This window comes from Nocardia sp. NPDC052001, assembly GCF_040680615.1.
In the GTDB taxonomy this organism is placed as follows: Bacteria; Actinomycetota; Actinomycetes; order Mycobacteriales; family Mycobacteriaceae; genus Nocardia.
The window spans coordinates 771,156-783,704 of the sequence record NZ_JBFAXC010000003.1; the positions used below are offsets into that span (position 1 = coordinate 771,156).

12 protein-coding genes are annotated in these 12,549 nt (G+C 66.7%); 9 read left to right on the forward strand and 3 right to left on the reverse strand.

The window, feature by feature from the left end:
• Window position 1 precedes the first annotated feature (1 nt).
• The 3 genes from AB0L82_RS18895 to AB0L82_RS18905 are packed head-to-tail and all read right to left on the reverse strand — an operon-like array spanning window position 2 to window position 3,098.
• Window positions 2–877: an NAD(P)-dependent oxidoreductase gene (locus AB0L82_RS18895; RefSeq protein WP_364637473.1), complete on the reverse strand. Its 876-nt coding sequence runs from the start codon at window positions 875–877 to the stop codon at window positions 2–4.
• A complete protein-coding gene (locus tag AB0L82_RS18900; protein ID WP_364637475.1) occupies window positions 874–1,626 on the reverse strand; it encodes an SDR family oxidoreductase in 753 nt (250 codons plus the stop codon). The genes AB0L82_RS18895 and AB0L82_RS18900 overlap by 4 nt, the downstream gene beginning before the upstream one ends.
• Window positions 1,627–1,637: 11 nt before the next feature.
• The gene (locus AB0L82_RS18905; protein WP_364637988.1) at window positions 1,638–3,098 is read right to left on the reverse strand and encodes an aldehyde dehydrogenase; all 1,461 of its coding nucleotides are present in this window, start codon (window positions 3,096–3,098) and stop codon (window positions 1,638–1,640) included.
• Between the two features lie 241 nt (window positions 3,099–3,339).
• On the opposite strand from AB0L82_RS18905, the gene AB0L82_RS18910 reads away from it, so the two are divergent.
• From AB0L82_RS18910 to AB0L82_RS18950, 9 genes are all read left to right on the forward strand, one after another.
• Window positions 3,340–4,542, forward strand: a complete 1,203-nt coding sequence (locus AB0L82_RS18910; RefSeq protein WP_364637477.1) for a cytochrome P450 — start codon at window positions 3,340–3,342, stop codon at window positions 4,540–4,542.
• The gene (locus tag AB0L82_RS18915; RefSeq protein WP_364637479.1) at window positions 4,542–5,345 is read left to right on the forward strand and encodes an SDR family oxidoreductase; all 804 of its coding nucleotides are present in this window, start codon (window positions 4,542–4,544) and stop codon (window positions 5,343–5,345) included. Before AB0L82_RS18910 ends, AB0L82_RS18915 begins: the two co-directional genes overlap by 1 nt.
• Window positions 5,346–5,347: 2 nt before the next feature.
• Window positions 5,348–5,551 (forward strand): ferredoxin, encoded by a 204-nt coding sequence (locus AB0L82_RS18920; protein WP_364637481.1) that lies wholly within the window; start codon window positions 5,348–5,350, stop codon window positions 5,549–5,551.
• A 10-nt stretch (window positions 5,552–5,561) separates the two neighbouring features.
• Window positions 5,562–6,110 (forward strand): nuclear transport factor 2 family protein, encoded by a 549-nt coding sequence (locus tag AB0L82_RS18925; RefSeq protein ID WP_364637483.1) that lies wholly within the window; start codon window positions 5,562–5,564, stop codon window positions 6,108–6,110.
• Window positions 6,104–7,360: a hypothetical protein gene (locus tag AB0L82_RS18930; RefSeq protein WP_364637485.1), complete on the forward strand. Its 1,257-nt coding sequence runs from the start codon at window positions 6,104–6,106 to the stop codon at window positions 7,358–7,360. The genes AB0L82_RS18925 and AB0L82_RS18930 overlap by 7 nt, the downstream gene beginning before the upstream one ends.
• A gap of 13 nt (window positions 7,361–7,373) precedes the next feature.
• Entirely contained in the window at window positions 7,374–8,981 is a 1,608-nt protein-coding gene (locus AB0L82_RS18935; RefSeq protein WP_364637487.1) for an acyl-CoA synthetase, read from the forward strand.
• Window positions 8,982–9,077: 96 nt separating this feature from the next.
• The gene (locus AB0L82_RS18940; RefSeq protein WP_364637489.1) at window positions 9,078–9,788 is read left to right on the forward strand and encodes an acetoacetate decarboxylase family protein; all 711 of its coding nucleotides are present in this window, start codon (window positions 9,078–9,080) and stop codon (window positions 9,786–9,788) included.
• The gene (locus AB0L82_RS18945; protein WP_364637491.1) at window positions 9,785–10,555 is read left to right on the forward strand and encodes an SDR family oxidoreductase; all 771 of its coding nucleotides are present in this window, start codon (window positions 9,785–9,787) and stop codon (window positions 10,553–10,555) included. The genes AB0L82_RS18940 and AB0L82_RS18945 overlap by 4 nt, the downstream gene beginning before the upstream one ends.
• 211 nt (window positions 10,556–10,766) lie before the next feature.
• On the forward strand, window positions 10,767–12,548 hold the full coding sequence (locus AB0L82_RS18950) for an ABC transporter ATP-binding protein (RefSeq protein ID WP_364637493.1): 1,782 nt from the start codon (window positions 10,767–10,769) through the stop codon (window positions 12,546–12,548).
• Window position 12,549: the final 1 nt, after the last annotated feature.

Sequence of the window (12,549 nt, forward strand, 5' to 3'; positions counted from 1 at the left end):
TTCACCACTGCTCCTTTGCGATTGCGCCACGGCCGACGCCGAGACCGTCACCGAGTCCGCCGAGCGCCTGATCGGCGAGCGGTAGGTCGACGCCGAGCCGGCGGCCGAGGTCCAGGGCCAGGGCGAGATCCTTCTCGCCGAGATCACGTACGTGGGTCAGGATCGGGAACCAGAAATCGTCCGCGGCGACCGGTGCGGTGGTGTTGCGCAACATGATCGCGCCCGGACCGCCGGTATGCGAATCGGAATGCCGCACCACCTTGCCGAGTTCGGTGATGTCGAGTCCCGCGGCCTCAGCCAGCCGCTGCGATTCGGCGGCGGCGGTGAAGGCGATGAAGTGGAGCAGGTTGCGCGCCAGCTTCATTCGGGTGCCCGCGCCGACCTCGCCCGCGTGCACGATGAGCGAGGCGAAACTGGCGAAGGGGGCGCGCACGGTCTTGAAGGCGGTCTCGCTGCCGCCCACCATGATCGCGAGTCCGCCCTTCTGCGCGGCGGGTGCGCCGCCGCTGATCGGGGCATCGACGAATTCCACACCGTGCTCGGCACATTCGGCCGCGAGCTCGACCGCCGTCTTATCGGAGATGGTCGAGTGCACGGCAATCACCGTGCCCGGCTCGGCAGTTCGCAGAATCCCGGCGTCGCCCGTGACGACCGATCGCACCTGGGCGTCGTCGAGCACCACCACCGAGATGACGGCGCACGTCTCGGCCACTTCGGCCGCCGTCGCCGCGGCCGTCGCACCGCCGTCGGTGAAGGGCGTCAGCGCGTCCGCCCGCATATCGCAGACCACCAGTCCGCCCGGCCAGTCGAGCAGCCGCTTGGCCATGGGCGCGCCCATATTGCCCAGGCCGATGAATCCCACCGCGGTGTCGCTCATGCCCGGAATACCGTTCCGCCATCGACATTGAGCACCTGGCCGGTGACCCACTTGGCATCGTCCGACAGCAGGTACAGGCAGGCCCCGACCAGATCCTGCGGGGTGCCCAGGCGCTTGATGGCCGCGCCCTTGACGATCTCGTCCACGAACTGCTCCGGCACGATGGAGCGGGTGGCCTCGGTATCGATGGGGCCGGGCGCGATGGCGTTGATGCGAATGTTCGCGCTGCCCAGCTCATGTGCCAGCTGCTGGGTGAGGCTGTTGATGCCCGCCTTGGCCAGTCCGTAGAAGCCCGAGTACGTCCATGCGGCGGTGGAGGATTGGTTCACGATCGACCCGCCGCCCTGCTTGCGCATCGGCTTCCACACCGCGCGCGTCATATTCAGCGCGCCGTCCAGATTCACGCCCATGAACTTCTTGTAGTAGTCCCACGGCACGGACAGCAGCAGATCCAGCTTCATGGCGCCGTAGATGGCGGCGTTGTTGACCAGATGGTCGATGCGGCCGAATTCGCCGAGGGTGAATTCGGCTACGGCCGCCGCGGATTCGGGCTCGGAGACATCCACCTCGCGGAAGATCGCGGTCCCGCCGCCGGCGGTGATCTGCTTGGCGACATCCGTGCCGCGCTCGGTGTTCAGGTCGGCCACAATGACTTTCGCGCCCTCGGCGGCGAGTGCTTTGGCGTACTCCTCCCCGATACCCTGCGCGGCTCCGGTGACAATGACGGTTCTATCGGTGAATCGGGCCATGACATGCTCCTTCAGCAGCCGGTCGCGATAAGTTTGGTCTCGAGGTACTCCTCGAATCCGGCGATGCCCATTTCCCGTCCGATACCGGATTGCTTGTATCCGCCGAAGGGGGCGTCGGCGGAATACCAGATGCCGCCGTTCACGCTCAGGGTGCCGGTGCGCACGCCCCGCACCACGGTGCGGACGCGCTCGGTATCGACGCCCCAGACGGTTCCGGACAGGCCATAGGGGGAATCGTTGGCCAGTCGCACGGCATCGTCATCACCGTCGTGGGCGATGATCACCAGCACCGGGCCGAAGATCTCCTCCTGGGCCACGGTCGCCGAATTGGTCAGGCCCGCAATGAGAGTGGGTTCGATGAAGTAGCCGGGGCGATCTGGGCGGTTACCGCCGATAACGGTGCCGCCCTCGCTGCGCGCACTGTCCAGATAGCGTTCGACGGTGGCGCGCTGCCGTTCGGAAATCAGTGGGCCGCAGACGGTTCCGGGCTTGTTCGGATCGCCGGGCCGGATGCCTTTCAGAGCGCGCGTGGCGATTTCGACCGCCTGATCGTAGTGCTCGCGCGGCACCAGCAGCCGGGTGCTGATCGCGCAGCCCTGTCCGGCGTGCACGCTCACCCCGAAGGCCGCGTAGCTCACCGCCGCCGACAGATCCGCGTCATCGAGCACGATGAACGCCGATTTGCCGCCCAGCTCCAGGAACACCTTCTTCAAAGACTGTGCGGCGGCGGCCATCACGGCTTTGCCGGTGCGCGTCGATCCGGTGAACGAGATCATGTCCACGCGTGGATCGGTGACCAGCCGCGACCCCAGACCGTGGTCGTCGGAGGTGACGATATTGATCACCCCGGCCGGAATATCGGTCTCCTCGGCGATGATTCGGCCCACCGCCGCCGCACACCACGGGGTGTCGGGCGCGGGCTTGAGCACCACCGTCGCCCCCGCCGCCAGGGCCGGGCCGAGCTTGGCGAAATTGATCTGATGCGGGAAGTTCCACGGCGTGATCGCGCCGACCACACCGATGGGCTCGCGCCGCAGCGTGCGGCTGCTCTTGATCCCCATGGGCGAGGCGACGCCGAGATCGGTCTCCCAGGAATAACTTTCGGCCAGATCGGCGAAGTAGCCGAGATCCCCGATCGGTCCCTCCAGCTGCGGTCCGGCGGTCAGCATGCGGGGCGCGCCGACCTCGGCGATGGTGATCTCGCGCAGGTCCTCGATATGCGCGCGCAGCGCATCGCGCAGCTGCCGCAGACAGTGCGCGCGGAAGGCCGGATCACGCGACCAGCCGGTGTCGTCGAAGGCGGTGCGGGCGGCGGCTATAGCGGCATCCATATCGGTGGCGTCGGCATTGGCCGCCCAGCCGATTTGCTCCCCGGTCGCCGGATCGACATTGCTGAACACACCGGCCCCGCCGGGGACGAGCTTGCCCCCGATCAGCAATTGGGACCCGCCATCTGGAATGAGATTGCTCAGGCTCAACGGTAGCTCCCATGCTGTCCGGACACGTGTACGGACTATAAGTTCGGACGCCGGAAACACGCAAGAACATGTTTCAGTTTGCGAGACTGGTTCCGAGTGTCGATTTTCGATTCCCGTTGTCAGACAGCCCCCGCGCTAGTACCGTACGGACACATGTCCAGCCAGATGTCCCAGGGGGTTGGACACCGTCCGTCAGAGTCGACGAACGTGTTATCGAATACGAGGTGCAGAGACGATGACCGCAGCCTCCGTCGAGCCGCTGCTGTTCGACCCGTACGACTACCGCATCCATGAGGACCCGTACCCGGTCTATCAGCGGCTGCGGGCCGAAGCGCCGCTCTATCACAATCCGAGTTTGGACTTCTGGGCGTTGTCCAGACATGCCGATGTGGCGGCCGGATTCCGCGACAATGTGAACCTCTCCAGCGCCAACGGGGTCTCCCTCGATCCGGCCGCCTGGGGGCCGCACGCGCACCACACCATGTCCTTCCTGGCCATGGACGATCCGCGGCACCTGCGGCTGCGCAAACTCGTGTACCAGGGCTTCACCCCGCGCCGGGTCACCGAGATGAGCGATCGCATTCGCGAGATCACCCTGCAACACCTCGAACCCGCGCTCGCGGCAGGCAGTTTCGACTGGATCGACGATGTCGCGGGCAAACTGCCCATGGACGTCATCTCCGAACTGCTCGGCGTTCCCGACGCCGATCGCGCCGAATTGCGCAGGCTCGCGGACGTACTGCTGCATCGCGAAGAGGGCGTGCTGGATGTGCCGGTGCCCGCCATGGAGGCGGCGCTGCACCTGTTCGGCTACTACACCGAGATGGTCGCGCAACGGCGTAAACAGCGCACCGAGGATCTGACCTCCGCGCTGCTGGACGCCGAGGCCGACGGGGATCGGCTCACCGATGAGGAGATCATCGGCTTCATGTTCCTCATGGTGGTCGCCGGAAACGAGACCACCACCAAACTGCTCGGCAACGCATTGCACTGGGCCGGAGTGCATTCCGAGCAATACGCCAAGGTCGCCGCGCATCCGGATCTGGTCGACGACTGGGTCGAGGAGACGCTGCGCTACGACGCGTCCAGCCAGATCCTGGCACGCACGGCGGCGGTGGACCTCGAGTACTACGGGCAGACGATTCCGCAGGGCTCGAAGGTGCTGCTGCTCATCGGCTCGGCGAATCGCGATACGGCGGCCTTCCACGATCCGGACAGCTATGACATCGACCGCGCCGACAAGGGCGGACTGATCAGCTTCGGCCGCGGCGTGCACTTCTGCCTCGGCGCGCACCTCGCCCGCCTGGAGGCCGGAATCGTGCTGCGCGAGTTCACCGATCGGGTGCGGTCGTACGAACTGCTGCCCGGCAGTGAGCGCGTGCATTCGGTGAACGTGCGCGGCTTCGCGAAATTGCCCGTGACAGTGGAGGTTCGGTAATGCCAAGGTTCACACCGCATCCGGCGCGGCGGCCGGTCCTGATCGCCGGGGCGTCCTCCGGTATCGGGGCGGCGACCGCTACGGCCCTCGCGGAGTTGGGATATCCCGTCGCACTCGGCGCACGGCGGGTGGAGATCTGCGAGGAACTCGCCGACAAGATTCGCGCCGACGGGGGCGAAGCCTTCGCGCACCGCCTCGACGTCGCCGATACCGCCTCGGTCGACGAATTCGTGACGGCGGCCGAAAACGCGCTCGGGCCAATCGAAATCGTGGTGTCGGGAGCCGGTGACCTGGAATTCTCGTCCGGCTGGGCCATGGATCCCGAGGTTTTCGAGTCTCAGGTCCGAGTGCATCTGGTCGGCGCGCAACGGCTCGCGCACCGCCTCATCCCCGGCATGATCGAACGGCAACGCGGCGATTTCGTCGTCATCGGCTCGGACTGCGCCGACCGGCCGCGACCGGGCGTCGGTGCGTACAACGGCGCGAAGATGGGCGTCGAAGCCCTGGCCCGGCAATTGCGGATGGAACTCGAGGGCACCGGCGTGCGCTCCTCCATCGTGCGCCCGGGCCAGACCCTCACGGGTATGGGCATGAGCGCCGATCCGGCGGTCATCGGGCCCATGCTCGAGGACTGGGTGAAATGGGGATTCGCACGGCATCCGCACTTCCTGCGCGCCGCCGATATCGCCGCTGCCATCGTCGCCGTCGTGTCCACCCCGCGCGGCGCACACCTGGTGCTGGTCGAGGTCCAGCCCGAAGCCCCACTGAAAGACCCTGAGCAGCCGAAGGATTCAGGAGAATAGCCATGCGGATCGTCGTCGACATCGACCTGTGCCAGGGGCACGCCGTCTGCCAGGACGAAGCCCCCGGGCTCTTCCGCGTACCCAAGCAGGGCCAGGTCGAGATCCTCAGCGCCGACCCCGGCGACGATCTCGAAGCGGCCCGCACCGCCGTCCGCTACTGCCCCACCCAGGCGCTCGCACTCCGTGACGACAGCACGGCCGATTGAAGGAACCCTCATGGCCTGGTCCCGCACCGAACTCGACGACATGATCACCCGCTGGGTGGAGGAGAACCGGCGCTGCGAGGCGCTCGGCGACTGGAAACCCCTGGCCGACTTCTACACCCCCGACGCCACCTACGGCTGGAACTACGGGCCCACCCAGGAATTCATGGCGGTCGGGCGCGATGAGATCCGCGATATCGCCCTCGGACAGGAGATGTTCGGACTCGAGGGCTGGACCTACCCCTATCAGGAATTCGTGGTCGACGAGCGCAGCGGCAGCGTCATCGGCTTCTGGAAGCAGATCAACGAGAAGACCCGCGCCGACGGACGGCCCTACAGCCCGGAGGGCATCGGCGGCAGCTGGTTCCGGTACGCGGGTGACGGGCAATGGTCCTGGCAGCGCGACTTCTTCGACTTCGGCAATGTCACAGCGCTTTTCGTGGAGATGATCTCCGGCGGGGTGCTGTCCTCGGGCATGCAGAAGCGGATCGAGCGCTCGGTCTCGGGCGAACCGCTCAAAGGCTGGTATCCGGTCGGCCAGGGTCCGGCGCCACTGTGGTGAACAGTCGATACAGCTCGCTGAATCGCGGCGAGCTGGCCGTTCTCGTACCCGAACTGCTGCTGTGCGGGCATCTCATCGACCGCTCCGGAATGGCCCATGCCATCGGCGCTTTCGGGCGCGAGGGCATGACCGGGGTCGCCATCGACGAATGGCGGCTGGCCTCGCCGATCTACACCCGCCGCATGCGCGACGCCCTCGGCATCACCGGGGACGGGGTGGACGCCATCTTCAAGGGCTTCCAGCTCGATATCGGCGCGCCACCGCAATTCATGGACTTCCGGTACCGGGTGCACGATCACGACCACGGCGAATTCCACCTGGACCACTGCGGGGCGCTCGCCGATGTCGAACCCATGGGGGAGGAGTACGTGGTCGGCATGTGCCACCACATCGAAGACCCCACCTTCGATGCCACGGCGCTGGCCACCAATCCGTATGCGCGCGTGCGGCCGCTGCATCGGCCGCCCCGGGTGCCCGCGGACCGGACGCCGGTCTGCGCGTGGACGGTGACCATCGATCGGTCGCAGCCGCCGTTCGAAGCTCCGGACGATGCCCGGGCATTGGCCGAAACACACGCGGCTACCGTGGAATTGGCGGCGATCGATTCCGATGGTGATGGCCGGCACGACTATGCCGGACCGCTGTTGAACGATCTGCGGTTCACGGACTTCTCCCGATCGGCATTGATCCGGATGGCCGACGAGGTGTGCCTGCAACAGCATCTGCTGACCCTCGGATTCCGCCGGGCGGTCGCCGAACGCTCGGATTCGGTTGTGGCGCTGGACATCACACGCAAACAGTTCACCGGCATCGCCGGAATCACCGCCGAGCGGCTGCGCATCGCGCTCGGGCTCGGCGATGACGCGGCGGCGCTGGCCAAGGTGCTGCGACTGCACCCCGCCCTGAACCCGGCGGTCTACGTCGACGCCGAGGTGAGCAGCGAGACGCACGGCGGGGAGCGGACGGTGGAACTGCGACTCGGCCGCGACTGCGGTGCCGTGGCGGACGGAGCCTGGGCCGCGCTCGTCGACGATACGCATCTCGAAGCGCTCAACTCCCTTGCGCGCGGTGTGAATCCGCGCTTCGAGGTGCGGGTACGCGATAGCACCGATACCGCGCTCACCGTCGAATTCGGGCTGTCCGCGACACCCTTCCGGGAGGCGGGCGAGGTCGCGATCACCCGCTTCAGCACCGGAGCCGCCTTCACCTTCACCGACCGGGGCATCCCCCTGCCGCTGACCGTCCTGTAGAAAGCGAACGCCCATGGCCCGCAACTTCGCCGACCTCTACGAACACTCCGCCGACGCGGTACCCGACCGGCTCGCCGTCATCGAGGGCGAACGGCGGCTCACCTTCGCCGAACTCGATGAGCGCGCCAACCGGCTGGCGCATCACTTCGCCGCCGCCGGGGCCGGACCCGGCACCCATATCGGCTTCCATATGCACAACAGCATCGAAACCCTGGAAACGCTGCTGGGCTGCTTCAAGATTCGCGCGGTGCCGGTCAATATCAACTACCGCTATCAGGCCGAGGAACTGCGCTACGTCTACGACAACGCCGACCTGGAAATGGTTGTGCACCACCGCTGCTACGCACCGCTGCTGGAGGCGGTCCGGCCGCAGCTGCCGAAACTGCGGCACAGTCTCGTGGTGGAGGACGATCAGGGCGGCGACGGGTTGCCCACCGCCTCCATGTCCTATGAAAAGGCACTCGAAAACTCGTCCCCGAAACGGGATTTCGACGAGCGCAGCGCCGACGACCTGTTCATCATGTACACCGGCGGCACCACCGGACTCCCCAAGGGCGTCATGTGGCGGCAGGAGGACATGTGGCGCGTCCTCGGCGGCGGCATCGACTTCTACACCGGGGAACCGGTCGCCGACGAATATCAGCAATCCCGCGCCGGTGCGGCACTGGAACAGCCGCTGCGCTGGTTCGTACTGCCGCCGCTGATCCACGCCGCCGCCATGATGCCCACCTTCACCGCGCTCTGGTCCGGGAACACCGTGCTGTTCGAACCCCGCTTCGATCCGGCGCGCATCTGGCAGACCGTGGCGCGGGAGCAGCCGAATATCCTGGTCATCACCGGCGACGCCATCGCCCGGCCGCTCATCGACGCCTACCGGGCCGCACCCGTGGACGCCGCCTCGGTGTTCTCCATCGGCTCCGGCGCGGCCCAGTTGACCCAGCCGGTGAAAAACGAACTGCTGGAACTGTTCCCGAACACGCTGGTCACCGAGTCCATCGGGTCATCCGAAACAGGTTTCGGGGGAATCGGTTTCGCGCAGAAGGATGACGACCCGGGACGCGGGCCGCGGGTGAACACCGGACGCGGCGCGGTGGTGGTCGATGAGGACGGGCAACCGGTCGCGCCGGGCGGCGAGGGCTGGCTGGCCAAGACCGGCAATGTGCCGATCGGCTACTACAAGGATCCGGTCAAGACCGACAGGCTGTTCCGCACGGTGGATGGGCAGCGCATGGTCATCACCGACGATCGGGCGCGGGTCGAAGCCGACGGGGCCATCACGCTCATCGGGCGCGGGAACATGGTCATCAACACCGGCGGTGAGAAGGTCTTCCCCGAAGAGGTGGAAGCCGTGGTCAAGGCGCACGAATCGGTGTACGACGCCGTCGTGATCGGGATCGCGCACGAGCGCTGGGGGCAGTTGGTCGGCGCGGTGGTGTCGGCTCCGGCCGGAATCGATTTCCCGGCTCTGGAGGAGCACGTGCGGTCGCATCTCGCCGGATACAAACTGCCCCGGCGCATCTGGGTGGTCGAGACCGTGGCGCGCACCCCCAGCGGAAAACCCGACTACCGCTGGGCCAAAGCGCACGCCGCCGCGGCCGAGCCCGCGCACGAGGTGCGATAACCGGTTATGGAAGCGAATGCCACGTCAGGGTCCGATCAGCGAGATACCTTGGCCGAATCGATGGCGAATATCACAGGAACCTGTTCTAATTCTGACATGGCAGAGGCGCACACCGTGCTCGGTGAACAGGTTCGCATGCCGGTCGAGATCAGACATGCCGACGCCGCGTCCGCACTGTTCTTCGCCGATACCGCGGCGGCGCGCGAGCTGCTCGCACCGGCCGGACTGGAACCGGTCACCGTGCTGGGCAGGGCGATCCTCTCGCTCGCCTTCGTGCGATACGTCGACGGCGATCTCGGGCCGTACCACGAATTCGCCTTCTCACTCATGGCCCGTCAGCCCGGGCGCAAGGACAGCACCGGGGCCTACATCCACTGGCTGCCGGTCAATCAAAGCTTCACCTGCGAAGCGGGACAGTCGATTTGGGGATTCCCCAAACTGATGGCCGATATCGACATCATGCCGGTACGCGGCGGGCACCTGTGCGATGTGCGCGTCGACGGCGAGTTCGTCCTCAGCATGCGGGTCGCGGGCGGGCTGCCCATGCCCGGCGGCGCGGGCGGGGCGTCCATCGACGCCTACACCCACCGCAATGGGACGCTGCGCCGGACACCGTGGGTGATGAACCCGAGCGCCGTGCGCGGCCGGCCCGGGGGCGTCCGCGTCGAACTCGGCAATCATCCGATCTCACAGCAGCTGCGCGCCCTCGGCCTACCCAGGGGCGCGCTGTTCGGCAGCCGGATCGGTTCGCTCGCAATGACTTTCGCTGACGCCACCACCGTACTGCCGACCCGGGAGGCCCGATGACCCAGACCGCACTCGTCACCGGCGCGGCCAGCGGAATGGGCCGCATCGTCGCGCAGCGGCTCGCCGCGGCGGGCTGGAAGGTCGCGGCCGTCGACCTGAACGCCGACGGACTGGCCGAAACCGCCAGGCGCTCACCGAATATGGCCACCTACACCTGCGATGTCTCCGATACCGCACAGGTGCACGCGGTGGTGGAGAAGGTGCGCGGTGAACTCGGGCCCATCGACCGGCTGGTGCACGCCGCGGGCATGTGCCACGTGCACGCCTCCGCGCTGAATCATGATGTGGCGCAGATCCGCCGGATGATCGACGTCAACTACATCGGCACCGTCAACCTGTGCCAGGCCGTCATCCCGGCCATGAAACAGACCAGGACCGGCACCGTCGTACTCTTCGCCTCCGTCGCGGGCTGGCTGCCCTCACCCGGTATGGCGGGCTACTCCGCCTCGAAATTCGCGGTCATCGGCTTCATCGACAGTCTCGCCTACGAACTCCAGGACAGCGGCGTGCGGCTGCTCGGACTGTGCCCGCCCATGGTGGAGACCGCCTTCCTGGACAAGGTCCGCGAAGAGAACGAATCGGTGCTCGCCGGAACCGGTGGCATGAGCCCCGAAGGCGTCATCGACGCGCTCGAAAAAGCCTTGGCCAAGCCCAAGAGCCCGCTGTTCGTATTCCCCGGACAGGCGTACCCCTTCTACCTGATGCGGCGATTCCTGCCCGGCGTCATGCGCCGGATAGTGGGCCGCACCGTGAAGCCGACGGATTAACCGTCGCGCGGAAACCGGCTCGTGCTCCGACCGGTGACCGCAATCGGCGCTGGGCGATCGGGGCTCTGCGATCGCCCAGCGCCTCTTCTTCCCTGTGACGAAGCAGCCCCTCCACCGCAATCGGCCAGCGAATAATCGCTGGCCGGAACCCGCCCCCGCGCGGCACGATAGCTCTTCTGCACTGCTCGGAAACCATTCGAGAAGGGGACGGATGAGCTCGCGCGCGCCCGCGATAAAACTGGTTCTGCGATATTACGGCCGGGAAATGGCCCGGCGAAAACTATTGACCACCGGCGGAATGCTGGGCCCTGCCCTGGGCAGCGTCTGCCAGAGTTACATCGCGCCACTACTGGTCGCGATCCTGATCGGCCGGGTCGCAAGCACCGGCGATTCCAGCCTGTCCACGGTCGGGCCGCTGGTCGCGGCCTTCGCCGGGGTGATCGTGCTGTCGGAAGTGCTGTGGCGCATCGGAATCCACTGCCTCAACCGGCTCGACGCCTACGGCATCGAAAGCCTGTACGTGATCGCCATGGACGAACTGCTGGCCAAGGACGCGGCGTTCTTCCACAACAATTTCGCCGGATCGCTCACCAAGCGGGCCCTGAGCTTCGCCACCCGATTCGAGCAGTTCGTCGACACCTTCGCATTCGAAATCTTCTCCGCCCTACTGCCTTTGGGCTTCGCGGCGATCGTGCTGTGGCGTTACGACCCCATGCTGGTGGTGGTGTTGATCGGCATGATCCTGTTCACCGCGCTGGTGATCGCGCCCCTGATCCAACGGCGACAGGCGCTGGTCGACGATCGCGAGGCGTCCATCGCGCTGGTGTCCGGGCATGTGGCCGACAGCCTGGCCAATATGCAGGTGGTGCGGGCCTTCGCGGCCGAACGACAGGAAGCCGACGAGCATCGGCGGCGGGTGCTCGATCAGCGGCGAAAGTCCCTGCTGTCCTGGGATTACGCCAACCTGCGCATCGACACCGTGGTGACGCCGCTGGTGGTCGTCACCAATGTCGCGGGCCTGCTCATCGTGCTCGGGCTCAGCGGCGGGCACGCCTCGGTCACCGCGATCATGGTGGCGTTCACCTACTACTGGAACGCGACCGGGATCATGTTCCGGTTCAACCAGATCTACCGGCGGCTGGAGAGCACATTCACCGAGGCCGCCCAGTTCACCGAACTGCTGCGCACCCCGCCCACCGTTGTGGACAACCCCGAGCCGGAAGTGCTGCGGCCCAAGGGTTCCGATGTGCGATTCGACGGGGTGCACTTCACGCACGCGGGGGCCAGGCCGCTGTTCACCGGGCTCGACCTCGATGTGCCCGCCGGATCCAAGCTGGGTCTGGTCGGGCGCTCCGGCGGCGGCAAGACCACGCTCACCCAGTTGCTGCTGCGCCTGATGGACGTCGATGCGGGCGTGATTCGCATTGGCGGACAGGACATCTCGAAGCTGAAGCAGAGCGATCTGCGCAGCCAGCTCGCCTATGTGCCGCAGGATCCGGCCATGTTCCACCGCACACTGCGGGAGAACATCCGCTTCGCCCGGCCCGAGGCCACCGACGAGGAGATCCTGCGCGCCGCGAAAGCCGCGCACGTCACCGAATTCGCCGACGCGCTACCGCAGGGCATGGAAACCCTGCTCGGCGAACGCGGCGTGAAACTGTCGGGCGGACAGCGGCAGCGGGTCGCGCTCGCGCGCGCCATCCTGCGCGACGCACCCATCCTGCTGCTGGACGAAGCCACCAGCGCCCTCGACTCCGAGAGCGAAAAGCTTGTGCAGCAGGCACTCTGGGAGCTGATGGAGGGGCGTACGGCGCTGGTGGTCGCGCACCGGTTGAGCACCGTCGCCGGTATGGACCGGCTCGTGGTGCTCGATCACGGGCGGATCGTCGAGTCCGGCACCCATGAGCAGCTGCTGCGCGCGGAAGGAACGTACGCGCAACTGTGGCGGCATCAATCGGGTGGCTTCCTCGGCGAAGAATTGATCGCCCGGTAAG